The organism is Psychrobacter maritimus, assembly GCF_029953575.1.
GTDB classification, from domain to species: Bacteria; Pseudomonadota; Gammaproteobacteria; order Pseudomonadales; family Moraxellaceae; genus Psychrobacter; species Psychrobacter maritimus.
This window is the reverse complement of record NZ_CP124526.1, coordinates 205,167-221,136: the sequence shown is the minus strand read 5'-3', so window position 1 is coordinate 221,136 and position 15,970 is coordinate 205,167. Positions and strand designations below refer to the sequence as shown.

The 15,970-nt window shown below is 42.9% G+C and carries 14 protein-coding genes; 8 read left to right on the top strand and 6 right to left on the bottom strand.

Annotation, left to right across the window (positions count from 1 at the left end; all coding sequences use genetic code 11):
* Nucleotides 1-52: 52 nt before the first annotated feature.
* The 7 genes from QJS82_RS00945 to QJS82_RS00915 all read left to right on the top strand — a co-directional run bounded on the left by QJS82_RS00945 (nt 53) and on the right by QJS82_RS00915 (nt 8,851).
* A complete protein-coding gene (locus tag QJS82_RS00945) occupies nt 53-1,369 on the top strand; it encodes an efflux RND transporter periplasmic adaptor subunit (RefSeq protein WP_281490918.1) in 1,317 nt (438 codons plus the stop codon).
* Nucleotides 1,370-1,582: 213 nt separating this feature from the next.
* Complete coding sequence (locus tag QJS82_RS00940) at nt 1,583-2,305, top strand: response regulator transcription factor (RefSeq protein WP_057761578.1); 723 nt, start codon at nt 1,583-1,585, stop codon at nt 2,303-2,305.
* Nucleotides 2,306-2,401: 96 nt separating this feature from the next.
* Nucleotides 2,402-4,576 carry an ATP-binding protein gene (locus QJS82_RS00935; protein ID WP_281490917.1) on the top strand — a complete coding sequence of 725 codons (2,175 nt, stop codon included), beginning with the start codon at nt 2,402-2,404 and terminating at the stop codon, nt 4,574-4,576.
* A gap of 366 nt (nt 4,577-4,942) precedes the next feature.
* Nucleotides 4,943-5,713, top strand: coding sequence for a methionine ABC transporter ATP-binding protein (locus tag QJS82_RS00930; RefSeq protein WP_201565075.1), 771 nt, complete (start codon nt 4,943-4,945; stop codon nt 5,711-5,713).
* Nucleotides 5,714-5,730: 17 nt separating this feature from the next.
* Nucleotides 5,731-6,417, top strand: coding sequence for a methionine ABC transporter permease (locus QJS82_RS00925; RefSeq protein WP_149488683.1), 687 nt, complete (start codon nt 5,731-5,733; stop codon nt 6,415-6,417).
* Between the two features lie 196 nt (nt 6,418-6,613).
* On the top strand, nt 6,614-7,609 hold the full coding sequence (locus QJS82_RS00920; protein WP_348651559.1) for an IS4 family transposase: 996 nt from the start codon (nt 6,614-6,616) through the stop codon (nt 7,607-7,609).
* A 276-nt stretch (nt 7,610-7,885) separates the two neighbouring features.
* Nucleotides 7,886-8,851 (top strand): MetQ/NlpA family ABC transporter substrate-binding protein, encoded by a 966-nt coding sequence (locus QJS82_RS00915; protein WP_201565074.1) that lies wholly within the window; start codon nt 7,886-7,888, stop codon nt 8,849-8,851.
* A 145-nt stretch (nt 8,852-8,996) separates the two neighbouring features.
* Here QJS82_RS00915 and QJS82_RS00910 read toward each other — a convergent pair whose 3' ends face one another.
* Both QJS82_RS00910 and QJS82_RS00905 read right to left on the bottom strand, forming a co-directional pair.
* A complete protein-coding gene (locus tag QJS82_RS00910; protein WP_281490916.1) occupies nt 8,997-10,253 on the bottom strand; it encodes an amidohydrolase family protein in 1,257 nt (418 codons plus the stop codon).
* Nucleotides 10,254-10,359: 106 nt separating this feature from the next.
* A complete protein-coding gene (locus tag QJS82_RS00905; protein ID WP_281490915.1) occupies nt 10,360-11,592 on the bottom strand; it encodes an MFS transporter in 1,233 nt (410 codons plus the stop codon).
* Nucleotides 11,593-12,217: 625 nt separating this feature from the next.
* Here QJS82_RS00905 and QJS82_RS00900 point away from each other — a divergent pair.
* Nucleotides 12,218-13,066, top strand: coding sequence for an aldo/keto reductase (locus tag QJS82_RS00900; RefSeq protein WP_281490914.1), 849 nt, complete (start codon nt 12,218-12,220; stop codon nt 13,064-13,066).
* 134 nt (nt 13,067-13,200) lie between these two features.
* Here QJS82_RS00900 and ccmE read toward each other — a convergent pair whose 3' ends face one another.
* From ccmE to QJS82_RS00880, 4 genes are all read right to left on the bottom strand, one after another.
* A complete protein-coding gene (gene ccmE, locus QJS82_RS00895) occupies nt 13,201-13,701 on the bottom strand; it encodes a cytochrome c maturation protein CcmE (protein WP_281490913.1) in 501 nt (166 codons plus the stop codon).
* Between the two features lie 254 nt (nt 13,702-13,955).
* Nucleotides 13,956-14,180, bottom strand: coding sequence for a heme exporter protein CcmD (gene ccmD, locus QJS82_RS00890; protein WP_372830399.1), 225 nt, complete (start codon nt 14,178-14,180; stop codon nt 13,956-13,958).
* A 55-nt stretch (nt 14,181-14,235) separates the two neighbouring features.
* On the bottom strand, nt 14,236-15,024 hold the full coding sequence (gene ccmC / locus QJS82_RS00885; protein ID WP_281490912.1) for a heme ABC transporter permease CcmC: 789 nt from the start codon (nt 15,022-15,024) through the stop codon (nt 14,236-14,238).
* A 207-nt stretch (nt 15,025-15,231) separates the two neighbouring features.
* Nucleotides 15,232-15,888: a heme exporter protein CcmB gene (locus tag QJS82_RS00880; protein WP_281491646.1), complete on the bottom strand. Its 657-nt coding sequence runs from the start codon at nt 15,886-15,888 to the stop codon at nt 15,232-15,234.
* Nucleotides 15,889-15,970 lie beyond the last annotated feature (82 nt).

Here is a 15,970-nt window from a genome sequence, read left to right as displayed (position 1 = left end):
ACCGCAGCAAAATTCACTATATAATGAAAATTCGTTGATAATGGTGACTGGTATGACAGATTTTATGTGCTCAAGGCGTTTAAGCACGATATTTTCAAGTGCGCTATTTCTAGCTTCTAGCCCTTTAAAAAAGAGTGTGTACCTCTTAAGTGCTTTGCTCATTATCGCCTGTCAACCCTCGCCTCCGACATCAGAGCCGGTCACTGCCGAAAATAGCGAGACGGTTAATACGCCGCTTTTGATTCGCGTTGATAGCATCACGATGACCCCTGACCATATCCTGAGTGTCAAGCCAACCCGTTATCAGCCAAGTCTTGGCTTAGAAGGTGAAATTGAACCTATTAAAAAGGTCAATCTGACTGCCGGACAAGCGCTGATAGTCGAAAAAGTATTGGTGAAAAAAAATCAATGGGTAGAAAAAGGTGCGCCCTTATTTATTGTTCGTCGTCAAACGACCGAGATTCAACAGCCAGCTGATGCAGTAGCGGCTACAAACTCAGCAGAAACCGTAGAAATTAATAAAAAGGCTGATATTAAGCCTGAGCAATCGGCTGTCAATAATCAAAATTCGGCAGATAATACCGTTATTAATAGTGATAAGCAGACAAAACAAGCGGTAAAAAATGACGCAGAAATTGATGCAAAAATGACGGCCGCTAACAGTAAAAAGCCAACTACAGACAACTCTACTAGCAGTGGCAGTAATGACGACAATAACACTCAAGAAAATACACAATCAGAGAAATCATACAACTTGATCACGGTGCGGGCGAATTTTTCTGGTCGGATAGAAAAGCTCTACATTAAAAACGAACAGAAGGTAGAGCCGCATCAGCCTTTATTAAAGCTCAGTGACGAGACGGAACTGCATTTTATTGCCACCCTTCCCATTGACGCTGAATCGCAAATCTCTGTCGGGCAAACGGTGAATTTTACCGCTGAAGGTTTAATAGATGAATTTACCGGCCAAGTGAGTAAGCTGACCACCACTCAGCAACCCAAACAGCTGTTGGTTGCTGTCAACGTGGTTGATAATGAAGTCAGTCGTAACCAGATAAGACCTGATATGAAGGTGACTGGACGTGTTGACTACGGACAAATACAGGTCGGTACCACTGTCCCTAAGCGTGCCCTGCATAATGTAGATCTCACTGTGCTGCACAAACCGCCTTATAAGCCGCTGCGGCCTTTAATCGCCAATGTATGGATTATCAAACAAGACCAGCGTTTGACGCGCCAGCCTGTCGAGGTCATTGAGTATGACCCGCTGACCAAACAATATTTAATCGCGGGCATTACCAATGACAGTTTGATTTGTTTGGCAAATCTACCGGTTGAATCTGAAGGTAAAAAGGCCGTAGTTTCATAAGCATTGAAGCAAGTAGTTACATTGTGTAGAAACATTAACAAAGCATGTCTTGTTTAATAACATCCTGTTTAGGCAATATAGCGTATGCTAAATAGCAGTGATTAAAAATTAAGGGCGCAGTACTTTTAAAGCAGAACTTTGAAAATGCAGGTTTAAAACAGTATTTTTAAAATGCAGATTAAACAAACTATAACAACAACTAGAGGAAAAATTATGAGTAAGCAGATTTTACTAATTGAAGATGATCCAGATTTAGCCGAGTTAATCAGTGATTATCTGACCATGAATTATTACGATGTACACCATGCAGGATTGGGTCAAGAAGGTTTAGACTTATTAGACACCAAAGAGCGTGATATTGACTTAGTGGTACTGGATTTGATGCTTCCTGATATGGATGGGATGCAAGTTTGCCAAAAAATACGTGGCAACAAAAACAACATGACCAATAAAGTGCCGATTATTATGCTGACGGCAAAAGGCGATACCACTGACCGCGTATTGGGTTTAGAGATGGGTGCCGATGATTATATCGCCAAACCATTTGAGCCACGTGAGCTATTGGCGCGTATTCGTGCCGTTATTCGTCGTCATGAGCAGCCAAACCAAGCCGACAGCCAATCAGACAGCCTGACTTTCGGTCGCTTGAGCGTCTTTCCTGACAGTCATGAAGTCACTATCGATGACCAACCGGTACGTCTAACGACGCATCAGTTTCAATTGCTGCATTATTTTGCCACCCATTCTGGTAAAGTACTAAACCGCGAGCAATTATGGCAAGCAATGCCAAACGATGACAGCTCAGACAATATTGATCGCGCTATCGACGTGCATATTTCGCGTTTACGTGCGCTTATTGAAGACAATCCACGTCAGCCAAAACGTATTATTACCGTACGCGGTGTGGGTTATCAATTTGCAACCGATCAAGTATAAATGGCGAATGAATGTACTCAAACGAAGTTAGGTTAAGCGATAGTGCCAATAAAACCCATAAAGCGGTTATGAGCGTTTGATAATAGAGATGATTTAATGCAACAACTGGGTTTTCGTTCCGTATTTGCCAAGCTATTTGCCAGTGTCATGCTGGCACTTATCTTATTTGCGGTAGCGATGGTGTTATTGACGCAGTTGGTCCATGACAAAGACGCGGGCATTCGCTCAGAAATCTTAGCCACGCAAATCTTGGGTCAAATAGACCCTTTTTTGCATGAGCTAAACATCGCGGTCAGCAAGGACAATCGCTTACAGTCGCGCTTTATGCTGGCGGTGGTCAAAAAAAGTTTTGATATTTTTGATGAATCTTTGCAGGCAAAGATGGGTTTGTATGACAGCGAAGGTCATTTGCTTATGCAAACTGACAATAGCGATTTGCCGTTAGAATTGCCGGCGCCGCCCTCTTTATTAGCACGCGTTTTTCCCTCATTTGCTGAAACCTCCCCAACCAAGCAAGCCCAAGTCTATAGTAGTACGGGCTATACGCTATTATATGAGTCACGCTTAGCGCCTAAAAAACCTGTACTCTCAGCGGCGCTAAACTTATTTACCGGTACCTTATTGCTGCTGATTATTATGGCGGGCGTGCTTTGGTGGATTGCTCGTACCATTACTTGGCGTATCAATCAGATGAGTCAGCAGATGGCTGAACTTGGTGATGGCGACTTTAGCGTGCGTGTCAATGCACGCGGTAATGATGAGATTGCCTCACTCGCCCGCGGTTTTAACCAAGCGGCACAAAAAATTGAACACCTTATCAATGCCAATAATCTATTATTGGCGCACGCGTCGCACGAGCTGCGCACGCCTATCACCCGTATCCGCTTACAGATTGAGATGATGGATATGTTGGCAGCAGCCTTGCCGAGCGATACCAAAGAAAAATTCGATAAACGTGCCCATGCGATCAATCGTGATCTGTCAGGATTAAATGATTTGGTTGAAAGTATCTTGCTCGTCAGCCGATTAGACGCCGGTCATGCGCTACAGCAAGTTGAACATTTAGACTTATATGACTTGGTCAATCAAGAACGCCAGCATTATCCTGAAGCAACGTTGATTGGCGAGCATATCGTCATTGATGGTCAATCATCCATGCTTACCCATTTAATTCGCAACCTACTGACCAATGCCATGCTACATGGCAAGCCGCCTGTTACTGTATTGCTTTATGGCGTGCAAACCTTAGAGGAAGCCAATGATATCCCTGACTTCCTACTGCAAACCATACTGTGCAGCAGCTTTGTCGACTATAACAGCTCCGACTTTGATTCTTATGAAGAAGGCACTCATGACGCCAATCAGCTTGAAAACGCGCAAAACAATCAGCATGGCGATAATGACTCTATTGACGTTAGTGACACAAAATCTAAGCCAACGTCAGCAGAAGCAACAGAAATAGCATTATTACCCGCCCCTGCTATTTATAAAAATGGTGAAAGCGTCACGGCGCTTACTGATGCTCAGAATGAAATCATTGAGGTCGATGGTGATAGCGATAATGATACGAGCTTAGTCACGGATAAATCACAGCCTTCAGAACTTATTGACGTACCTAGTAAGGTAAACAGTAACGTAAACACTGACATAAGTAATGCCATAAACACTGATATAAACAGTAATGATGAGTCGAAAACCATTAATGAGCCTTCGCTTAGATCCAATTATCAACGCTTCACGAGCGATTTAACCGATAAAATTAAAAAAGTCATTTGGCGCGCGGTTCCTGAAAATCAGGAGATATCACTTCTCAGTATTGAAGACAATGCTATCAATCAAAACGCAGAAAACACCGATAAAAACAATAGTACTGAGAAAAATGACGCTAAAGATAACTCTAAGAGCAATAATAAAGAGAACGCCAAAGATAATGGCGAGACAGCAAATACACCACGTAAAGAAGGTTTGTTTAGTAAGCATCTAAAGAAAGCAAAAACCGAACCAACCCGCCCGCTACCAAAATATGCCGTGTTGGCAGTGATTGATGAGGGCGACGGCATCCCTGAAAACAAACGCGAAGAAGTTTTTAGTCCCTTTGTACGCTTACAGCAAAAGAATAAAGGCTCAGGACTTGGCTTATCCTTGGTTGCCCAAATTGTCACCGCGCACCAAGGGCGTATCCTGACCGACACTATTAATGGTCATACGCGATTTTTAGTGGTGCTACCTGTGAAGCACGACCCTCATTATCATCATGAAAGCCGTGATTAATCCTATAGCTCAGTCTTAAAAAACTAAGTCTTAACAAGCTCAGCGGCAAAAAATTTACTGCTAAGAAATCAGTACTACAAACATGCCTGCTGATGTCATACTGCTTCTTTATTTCATAACCATTTATTCGAAATGACGATAAATTTACGCGCTACCTGTCTTGATTGCTTCGTTTCTTAATAGCGAGCAAGCCAAGATTATCCTTAAGTCATGGATGTCCATATCCAAAACACTGCATAATATGCTATATTAGCGCCCCTTATTATGGGGTTATTGAATGTTGTTTTTAACTGTGCTCTTTATGATGTAAGAGACCCTACAACCGCTTCATGACTATTAAAATATTTATTGAATTTTGAGCCCTCCATGAGTGACATGATTGTCTTAAACGATGTGACCAAAAGTTTTCTAAGCGACCGGTCTATAAAAGATAAAGACGGCAAGCCACATTGGTTTACTGCTGTCGAGCCGACGTCTTTAACTGTGCAGCAAGGCGAGATATTTGGCTTGATGGGCTATTCGGGTGCGGGTAAATCTACTCTCTTACGCCTGATTAATTTGCTTGAGCGTCCAGATTCCGGTCAAGTCATCGTCGATGGTACGGATTTGACCACCTTATCCGCTAGTGATTTACGTATCGCTCGCCATAATATCGGTATGATTTTTCAGCAGTTTAATCTGATGTCCAATCGTACGGTCTTTGATAATGTCGCCTTTAACTTAACAGTGGCAGGTTATCCGAGCGCCGATATCCATAAGCGCGTGATGGACTGCTTAGAAATAGTCGACTTGATCGACCGTGCCGGGCATTATCCCGCGCAGTTATCAGGGGGACAAAAGCAGCGTGTCGGTATCGCGCGCGCCATTGCGCCAAGCCCAAAAGTATTATTGGCGGATGAGCCGACCAGTGCGCTTGACCCTGCGACCACGCGCAGCTTATTGACTTGTCTACGCGATATTAATGAACAGCTTGGCGTCACCATCGTCATTGTCACGCATGAAATGAGCGTGATTCGCAGGTTATGCGACCGCGCAGCGTTGTTACATCAAGGGCAATTGCTTGAGGTTGCCGATATTCGCGACGGTCTGATTCAGGCCACCACAACGATTGGCAAAGGCTTGGTTCACGAAGACTAAGAGGTAGGAGAATAGACATGTTAACTGGTGCTGAATTATCCGCCTCGATAGACAAACTGCTCGCGCTGCGCAAAGAGATTTGGCAGGCGTTTGTAGATACCTTTATTATGCTTGGTATCTCAACGACGGTCGCCATCGTGATCGGCGGTTTGTTTGGGGTTTTCTTATTTTTATCTAGTGATCGGCAGTTTTTGCAAAACAAGACGCTATACGGTGTGCTTGGGGCGATTACCAACTTTATGCGCGCCTTCCCATTTGTGATTTTGATGATTGCCATGAGCCCTTTTACCAAAGCCATCGTTGGCACCGGTATTGGACCGATTGCCGCCTCTTTGGTACTGGCGATTGCGGGTTCCTTTTACTTTGCGCGCTTGGTTGAACAAAACCTGCGTGAAGTGCCACGTGGTATTATCGAAGCAACTGAATCGATGGGCGCCCGTCCTTTTACCATTATCAAAGTGCTGCTTAACGAAGCGCGTTCTGGCTTGGTATTGTCGGTCACCATTTTATGTATCAGCTTACTGTCGTTTTCGGCAGCTGCCGGTATGATTGGCGGCGGCGGTTTGGGTGATTTGGCGATTCGTTATGGCTATTATCGCTATCAAACTGAGGTGATGGTATTTATTGTCGTCATGCTGTCGATTATGGTTATCGGGATTCAGGCCTCAGGTAATTGGATAGCCATGCGTTTGGATAAGCGCTAAATTTCACTTATAAATTGACTCTCTGCACACGACAAAAAAAACAAAAAAGTCTGTTAAAGCAAAGGCATAATAGTAATTTTCAAGACGAATCAGACCATGCCAAACTTTAACAGACTTAGTGAAACTTTAACCCAAAACCTGAGTATGAACAAGGCAAGAATCACATGTTTGAGCCTAATGATAATAGCCCTGATTACTGCTCAAAGCAGTAATCTTAAAAAAAATAGCAAGACACCTCCCTAAGGGTGGCAAGACCGACAGCCACTATCGCAGACTACAGCGATTTTTTGCCGAAGCCAGGATAGACTACGATCAACTGGCTTTGATGATATATCGACTATTTGGGCTAGGCAAAGTCACCTTAACCATTGACCGCACCAACTGGAAATGGGGTAAAAGTAACCTCAACATCTTTATGCTAGGGGTGGTATATAAAGGGATAGCCATCCCCTTATACTGGCAAATGCTAGATAAGCGAGGTAATACAAACCATCTTGAACGCTGTGAACTTATTGAGCGGTTTATTAAACAATTTGGCAAAGATAACCTTGAGATGATAGTAGCAGACAGAGAGTTTGTTGGCGAAAAATGGTTTAACTGGCTCACCAATAATCACATACCCTTTGCCATACGGATTAAGAAGAACAGTAAAGTTAGGAATCATCATGGCAAGCTGGTACAGATTAAAGAATTATTGCGCCATGTTAGCCATCAAGAAACATATCGACATGGGCGAATACTGACTGTCGATGGTTGTTTGGTCCGAGTATTTGCCAAGCGTGATAAAGACTACGGTTTAGTGATTGTCGCAACCAATCAACTAGAAACAGTGGATGCGATGACAAGCTATGGCAAGCGTTGGGAAATTGAGACTTTATTTGCTTGTCTAAAGGGGCGTGGCTTTAATCTTGAAGATACCCACTTAACCCATCTTGATCGGGTCAGTAAATTAGTCGCAGTGAACGCCTTAGCGTTTTGTTGGGCTTATCATGTCGGTATTTATAAAGACAAAGATAAGCCGTTAAAACGCAAGTTGAAGTCAAACGCTCGACCTCAAGCCAGTTTGTTTGCGCTTGGCCTGGATGTGTTGATTGAAGGCCTTCGCTTGGTGTTTTTTAACAATGATAAGACTGTATTTCGACAGTTAGTTAGCTTTTTAACCCCTAAACCTATGAAAATCGGGTGGGGATGATTTTTTTTGTCGTGTGCAGAGAAATTGACTATAAACAGTATTAGTCATTGGCTCTTAAAGTACGCATATTAAACGTTTGATATGAATAATGCTCAAGCTTTAATGCCGATTCATCCTAAGCAAATGCTTGACTTTGTAACTGATTCCCTTTAATTTTGATACTATCTTAACAACCGTTAACTTAGCAGCATTACTATTCATAATGTTGCTTTTTTAATGCGGATTTTAAATGTTGATACTCAATCCCCTATTCCCATCCCTTATTAAGGAAGTTTCATGAAATTAACAGATATCAGCCGTCAAGTAGCCACAGCATTTGCTGCGGTTGGCGTATCAGGTCTTGTATTGGTCGGTTGCAACAATTCATCAGCGCCAGAAGCCAACAAAGAGCCAGTCACTGAAGGCGCAACGGAAACAACGACCACAGAAACAGCCGCGACCAGCGATATCGATCCTGAGCATAGCAAAATTGTCATCGGTACTACCGAAGGTGATTTTGCCGATATGGTACGTAATCAAGTAAAAGGCTCGTTAGAAGCACAAGGTTATGAAGTTGAGCTCGTCACATTTACCGATTATGTGCGGCCAAACATCGCCTTGGCTGATGGTGATTTAGACATCAACATCTTCCAGCATAAGCCTTATCTTGATACCTTCAAAAAAGAAAATAACCTTGATTTGGTTGAAGCCTTCCAAGTACCAACAGCCCCACTTGGCATCTATTCAGGCAAAAAGACGAAAATCGATGAGGTCTACAAAGGCATGAGCGTTTCTGCGCCTAATGACCCAAGTAACTTTGCGCGTGCGTTAGTGATGATGAATGAGCTAGGTTGGATTACGTTAAAAGACAATATCGACCCATTGACCGCCTCAAAAACCGATATCGCTGATAACAGCAAATACGACATCAAAATCGTTGAGCTAGAAGCTGCCCAGCTACCACGTGCGCGTGATGAAGTTGACTTTGCTATCATTAATGGTAATTATGCGACTGATGCCGGTATCAAGCTGACTGAAGCGCTATTCCAAGAGCCAAGCTTTGCTTATGTCAACTGGTCAGCGATCAAAACTGCTGATAAAGACAAAAAATGGGTAAAAGACGTGACCAACGCTTATAACTCAGAAGCCTTTAAAAAGTATGCGCATGATAGCTTCCCAGGTTACAAATACCCAAAAATCTGGGGTACTGATACCGCTTCTACAACAGCTACTGCTCCTGTTACAGAAGCTGCTGCTCAGTAATTGCTTGCCTCATGATTTAAGATAGTTTATGCCAATAAAGTATCTTAAAAATTAAATAGAAAAAGCCCATTATTAAATAATGGGCTTTTTCGTTAATATTTTAGCTGGTTGCTATTTATTCTTTCTCTATTTTTGGTAAATAAGACTACTTGGTTTTTCTAAAAACATCCAATTCGATATCATAGCTTGGTTCAGACTTTTTAAATAAATATTTACCATGACGAACAGAAGCAAGCACGTCAGCGCGTTGACGCACCGCCTCAAACGGACTATCGGCGTCCAATACCAAAAAGTTAGCGGGCTTACCAACATCCAAACCGTATTCATCTTCGATATTTAAGGTTTTTGCGCCATTTATGGTGATAAAGTCGAGACAGACGTCAAGCTGCGGCAGCGACATAGTTTGCGCCAAATGAATACCGTTATCCAAGATATTCATCATATTGCCGTTACCAGTTGGATACCACGGATCGTTAATAGAGTCTTGACCAAAGCTGACGTTAATACCATTTTCCCAAAACTCTTTGACCCGCGTCAAACCACGGCGTTTTGGATAAGTGTCCTGACGACCTTGCAAGTAAGCATTTTCGGTTGGTAATGCGATAAAGTTCATGCCTGACTGCTCAAATAGCCCCATCATCCGAAATGCATAAGCATCATCTGCTGAGCCAAATGAGCAAGTATGACTCGCCGTCGAGCGCGCGCCGATACCTTCAATCATAACCAAAGCATTTAATAGTTGCACGTGACGGCTCATCGGGTCATCAGTTTCGTCACAGTGGACGTCGATGAGCTTGTCATATTTAAGCGCAAGCTCCACCGTCTTACGCACAGAATCTTGACCGAATTCATACGCCCATTCAAAATGCGGAATACCGCCAACACAGTCCGCGCCCATTTTTAACGCTTCCTCCATCAACTCGACAGCTCCTTTATAGGCGTACATGCCTTCTTGCGGGAACGCCACAATCTGAATGGTAACGTTGTCTTTTAACTCTTCGCGCAGCTCGAGCATCGCTTTGAGCCCTGTTAAATCAGGGTCGCAAACGTCGATATGGGTACGAATGTACTGCACGCCTTTAGAAACCTCTTCCTGAATGCCTCTTAGCATCCGCGCTTTGGCATCTTCAAAAGATTGTGTTTTTTTGACATCATGCCAGCGCGCAATCCCTTCAAATAGCGTACCTGAAGCATTTTTCGCCTCATCACCGCCGCCGGTATAGACATAATCTAAATGCAGATGCGAGTCTACATAAGGTGGCACAACCAACCGACCTTTCAGGTCAATCTCTTCTGTAGCAGCCGGTAAACCTTTACCTATTTGCTGAATGACACCGTCTTTGACGAGAATTTCATTAGCATCGCTATTGCGATAGATAGTGGCATTGGTAAATTTAATCATGACAAACTCCTATTATTATTAAAAGTTAGTTATTAAAAGTTAGTTATTAAAAATGCGTTATTTAAAATTGCTTATCAAAACCTAGTTATTAATTGTTATTAGATTATTAGACAACAGGCGCCGCCAAGGTTTTCTTAGAGATTACCGTAATAATAATGGCAGGTACGAAACATAGAATAGACAGATAAACGATACCCAAGACACCGGTTTCTGGCATATGCACCAAAATCAAACCGGCAAGCCATGTGGCAATCATAATTGAAAAGTTAAATACGCTCGATTGTACCGAGGTCGCGACAGCTTTTGCTTCCGTCACCTGATGGCTAACAGCCGTTTGAAACATAGTTACCAGAGGTCCGAATGCCAGTCCCCAAAGTAAAAAAGCAAAATGTGCAAAACCATTTGTCCCTCTAAAGAAGACAAACAACAGCATGGCAACCACGCCACAAACTAACATCCCAACGATTAAACCCCGTAAATGGGTATCAATAATCTTGGCCGATAAGATGACAGAGATAACCGAACCTATCCCAAAGATAAATAGCGCTAAGCTGATACCGCCAACGAACTTAATGGTTTCGACCAATAGCGTGATATAGGTGTAGGTGCTGTAATGGGCGACGACTGCTAAAAAAGTCAGTGCTAAAACAATCCAGACGCCAGGTATTTTGAGCACCGCTATTGGCGAGTTACTTTGGGTCAGCTTTTCACCTTGCACCGATGGCAAAAACTTCATAGCCAGCAGTGCAATCACCGCACCCAATACACCCAGTACGATAAATGAGGTACGCCAGCCAACTTGAGTGCCAATATAGGTCATAATCGGTAGACCCAGACTGACACCAAAGGTATTGCCCGCCATAATAATAGTGATAGCCTTACCATGCAGGTTTTCTGGCACCAATGCCGTCCCATAGGCGGCAATCATCGGCCACATAATCCCTGCACAAATACCGCCAATGATACGCATGGTGACGATAAGCGCATAAGATGAGGTAAGACCGACGACGATATTAGAAATGGCAAAGCCCGCCAATAAGACCAGCAAAAGAATTTTTCGATTGACCCACAACGTCATACTAATAAGCGGAATAGCGAAAATCGCTGATGCCAGCGCGTATATACCGACCAAAAACCCTACCTGAGTCTGCTCAATACCTAAGCCGGCGGTCATTTGCGGCAAAATACCCGACGGCATCAGCTCTGAGAGAATACCAATAAAGGTCACGCTTGCCATCAAACCAAAAATAAACCACGAAATAGGGTTTTGATGCTGACTGTCTGCACCATTTTTTAAATGACTGTCTTGTACAGTACTTGCCTTTGAAAGATTGGACACATCCTCTCCTAATTGAATGAAGTTGCTAGAAGATTGTGGAACTTGGCTTTGTTCATCGTTATTTTGTTAATCGCTACCTTGTTAACCCTTACTTTATTGATAGCTGTATCAATAAAAACCTATATATCTCTCTATATACCCCACTCTCAACTTATTTTTCTAAGGTATTGGTTTACTTAGTTTTTAAAACTTCAGTTAAAACAATTAAAATTTTAAATTCTATAAAAATCAAAAGCCTACGATAAGTTGAGATTGGCGTTCTATATATAATTTTTTATGGATAAATAAATCTGTCATTTGTTTGGTTATACTCTAGCATTACGTCCATTTTATGTATACCCCTTACTATAGTAAGGTTTTCTAATTTCAGTATTTTTCTATCTTAAATAGCTCCTGTAAACAAATTATTAATAACCTTAGGGGTTATAAAATGACGTTACAGCCTGTTTGTCGTTTGTAGGAAAGCGTCACCCGCCCTTTCACTTACCGCTACTTTTTTCTATAGTGGCTTAGCTTAATAGAGACTGAGACTTAATAGAGATTGAGAGCACTATATTTTTGATTGAACTCTCTATTAATAATATAAGAGCTATTAATAAATCACAAAAACAACAAGGACAATAATATGCGTGCTAAAACTTATAATATTCGCACCGCTGGACAAGCGAACATTCCGGTACTCGGACTGGGTACGTGGCAATCAACGGGACAAGACTGTATCGATGTCGTCAGCCAAGGCCTAAAAATGGGCTACGAGCACATTGATACCGCCCAAGCTTATGATAATGAAAAAGAGGTGGGAAAAGGCATTAAACAATCAGGGGTCGCTCGCGATAAGTTCTTTTTAACGACCAAAATATTTCCTGATGATATGAAGTTTGAGCCAGAAAAGCTTATTGCTGCGGCCAAGCGTTCGTTAGAAAACTTAGATACCAATTACGTTGATTTACTGCTACTACATTGGCCTGATGATCGCGTGCCTTTATCCGAGACCATCCCTGCGCTTTGTGAGCTCCAAAAACAAGGTTTAACCCGTAATATCGGCGTGTCTAACTTTAATATCGCCAATATCATCGAAGCCAAGCGCTATGCTGATGTGCCGATTGCGGTTAATCAGGTTGAGTTTCACCCCCTTATTAAGCAAAACACCCTGCAGACTTTTTTAAACAATCACCATATTTTATTAGAAGCATATTCGCCGCTTGCCCGCGGAGATGTGTTTGATAATAAAATCATTAAAGACATCGCTGATAAGCATGGGATTACCCCAGCGCAAGTATCGCTGGCGTGGATTTTATCCGACAAGCAGCGTATTGCGATTCCAAAAACGTCTAATCCTGAGCACTTACAAGGCAACTTAGATGCTGTCAAGGTAACGCTCAGTGCGGATGAACTTGAGAAAATAGGTAGCTTAGCGCGTAGCGATGGGCGTAAAATTAAGCATCCGGATTATTCACCAGAATGGGATGATTAATAAATAATATTTATTAAAATATTAGGCAAAAAAAAGCCAGTGATAAAGGTCACTGGCTTTTTTTATATTTAACGCTTTTACGATAACTATTGATAATTATTGATAATTATTGATAATTATTATTGTCAGCGAAATTACTGCTGTAAAGTCTTGGTTTCATGCACTTTTTCAGCAGGATTATATTGCTCAGAAGAAGGGACTGCGCCATTACGATTGTTCTCTTTCATTGATTTGGCCACTTCTGGCGGCATATAATTTTCATCATGCTTGGCCAATACTTCGCCTGCGACAAAGATGTCGCCTTGCATTTTACCGGTTGCAACCACGCCTGAGTTTTCAGCGAACAAATCTGGCAAGATACCTTGATAAGTCACGGGCACGGTCGATTCAAAGTCGGTGATAGCAAATTCAATGCTTAACGGGTCGTCTGGCGCACGTTGGACACTACCAGCAACTACCATACCGCCAGCACGGATACGCTTATCCTGCGGCGCTTCACCTTGCGCAATGGCGGTGGCGTCAAAGTAGTAATCGGTCTGTTGCCCAATGGCATAAATCACCAACACCACGGCAATCGCCGCCCCTGCAAGCGTAAACATAACCCACATCAGTTTTTTGCGACGAACTGCGTTCATACCACTACCTCATTGATGAGTCGCTGTTTTACAAACTGCTCGTCTGCAAAACAGAAAATATTAAAGAAATTCCTATTACACTGACTTGATAACAAGCCCGTCTAACCGTACTTTTCTAATACCTATATGGTAGCATTTTTTGCCCAAATCAATAAGCCCCCTCGCAACTGATGAGATCATATATTTACCATTGGATAATAATAATTTTATAAGCTAAAAATTTGATATTAAAAAGGACTGTTTAAGGAGTATTGTTAAGAGGATTGTTTGGTCGCAGGATTAGGAGTCTTAGCAGCGCGCTGTGCTTGACGCGCTTGCTGAATCGTTAGCTGCTTGATAAGCGCTTGCCGTTGACGACGGCTATAGATGATAAAAATCAGCATCATGCCGACTGTAATTGCCCAGCATGACCAGACAAACACCCCATGCTCACCCATGGCGATAAACTCAGAGACGCTATAAAAGTAAGGCTGCATCATATTTCCCTAGCCGTTATTTGGTTTGTTCATAGCTATATTGTTATATTTTATAGGACTATTTATTTTGTCCACGAACGTATTCTTTGACCCACGCTTTACCTTGATCACGGTATAAAATCAGGGTATTGGTACGGTAAATGGCCAACGTTGCAACCAATAAATAACTGCCAATAATCATCAGTAATAATGGCATCCACATATCCGCCGACATTTTTGGTGCTGCAGTCAGCGTAAAGGTTGAACCTTGGTGCAAAGTATTCCACCACTGTACTGAGTACTTGATAATGGGCAAGTTGACAGCGCCAACGATAGACAAAATAGCCGCCGCTTTACCACGATTGGCGGTATGTTCAAAGGCGGCAAACAATGCCATTACCCCCGCATACAAAAACGCCAAAATGAGCATAGACGTCAAGCGTGCATCCCAAACCCAATACGTACCCCACGTCGGTTTTGCCCAAATAGAACCGGTCAGCAAGCTAATCACACAAAGCAAAAAACCCATCGGCGCTAACGCCTGCGCCACAAGGCTCGCGGTCTTAATTTTCCATACCAGATAAATGACGCCCAGTACGGCTAAAGCAAAATAAATGGAGATAGCCAAACTGGCAGCCGGTACATGGATAAAGATAATGCGATAGCTATTGCCTTGCAGATAATCAGGCGGCGCAAATGCCAAGCCCCAAACACTACCGATGAGCAAACAGAGACCAGCTAATATCGCCAGCCACTTAACCCAAGGCGCAAAGATGCGAAAGAACTCCTTGGTACCCACCGTGGTCAAGAAAACTTGCCAAATGCGTTGCCACAGGCTAGGAGATGAGACATTATTCAGGTTGGGCATGGGAATAAACCTATTACGCAGCTAGTAGTTATCGAGTAAAACGCATGATTCATACGACTACCCGCTAACTTGCTGGCGTTGAACGCTGGATAGAATCTACACGTGACTGTTTGTTTAATAGACTATTATAGCAAAGTTGCTGGTTTTCACCATGCTGTTAATATAAAGGGTTTTAATGAAAAAAGAATGACATGCCAGCATGGGTTTTTAATTAAGCCATGCCATTTTTAAGGTCAAGGCAATCACCCATGGCATCACCAGTACCGAAATAATACTACCCGCCAATAATAAAGCCAAAATCGGTAAGCCGTTGAGACCTGTGGCAAATAAATCAACCGCACCGGTAGCAAAAATCAATACTGGTAACTGCATTGGTAAGGCAATCAAAGGCACCAGCACCGCGCCATTCTTCAATGATAGTGTCAGACTACTGGCGACCGCTGACAACATAAGCAGCATCGGACTGCCAGTAATAATGGACGCCATCAATATCCACGCCTCAAACCAGCTCAGCTGAAATAAAGGCACAGCAAGCAAACTTAATGCTGCCACAATACCACTACTAAAAATCCAATGGATAACCAAACGAATCAGCACCCATAATGGCAGTGACGCTTTAGCGACGACCAATTGTGCCAAGGTGCCATTATCAAGGGCAGGCTTAAATAAACCATCGACACCCATCACCAATGACAATAGAGCTGCAATCCAGACCGCTGACACCCCGAGGCGCTGCAATAAAGCAGGCTCACTACCAACGGCTAGCGGAAATAAGGTAATAATCACTAAAAACAGTACCAATGGATATAACCACTGTACCGCTCCTTGCTGCTTGACCTGCCATTCACGCCGCCAAAGCTGCATAAAGCTGATAGCGCGCACAGCAGCTCCACCAGCATTTGAAGTGTTAGCATTCGAGCTTGTATTCATGGTTTTTACTGCACTG

What these genes read in the sequence shown, in the direction of transcription:
- QJS82_RS00945 (WP_281490918.1), top strand. Translation starts at nt 53, where the DNA reads ATGACAGATTTTATGTGCTCAAGGCGTTTAAGCACGATATTTTCAAGT.
- QJS82_RS00940 (WP_057761578.1), top strand. Translation starts at nt 1,583, where the DNA reads ATGAGTAAGCAGATTTTACTAATTGAAGATGATCCAGATTTAGCCGAG.
- QJS82_RS00935 (WP_281490917.1), top strand. Translation starts at nt 2,402, where the DNA reads ATGCAACAACTGGGTTTTCGTTCCGTATTTGCCAAGCTATTTGCCAGT.
- QJS82_RS00930 (WP_201565075.1), top strand. Translation starts at nt 4,943, where the DNA reads ATGAGTGACATGATTGTCTTAAACGATGTGACCAAAAGTTTTCTAAGC.
- QJS82_RS00925 (WP_149488683.1), top strand. Translation starts at nt 5,731, where the DNA reads ATGTTAACTGGTGCTGAATTATCCGCCTCGATAGACAAACTGCTCGCG.
- QJS82_RS00915 (WP_201565074.1), top strand. Translation starts at nt 7,886, where the DNA reads ATGAAATTAACAGATATCAGCCGTCAAGTAGCCACAGCATTTGCTGCG.
- QJS82_RS00910 (WP_281490916.1), bottom strand. Translation starts at nt 10,253, where the DNA reads ATGATTAAATTTACCAATGCCACTATCTATCGCAATAGCGATGCTAAT.
- QJS82_RS00900 (WP_281490914.1), top strand. Translation starts at nt 12,218, where the DNA reads ATGCGTGCTAAAACTTATAATATTCGCACCGCTGGACAAGCGAACATT.
- ccmE (WP_281490913.1), bottom strand. Translation starts at nt 13,701, where the DNA reads ATGAACGCAGTTCGTCGCAAAAAACTGATGTGGGTTATGTTTACGCTT.
- ccmD (WP_372830399.1), bottom strand. Translation starts at nt 14,180, where the DNA reads ATGATGCAGCCTTACTTTTATAGCGTCTCTGAGTTTATCGCCATGGGT.
- ccmC (WP_281490912.1), bottom strand. Translation starts at nt 15,024, where the DNA reads ATGCCCAACCTGAATAATGTCTCATCTCCTAGCCTGTGGCAACGCATT.
- QJS82_RS00880 (WP_281491646.1), bottom strand. Translation starts at nt 15,888, where the DNA reads ATGCAGCTTTGGCGGCGTGAATGGCAGGTCAAGCAGCAAGGAGCGGTA.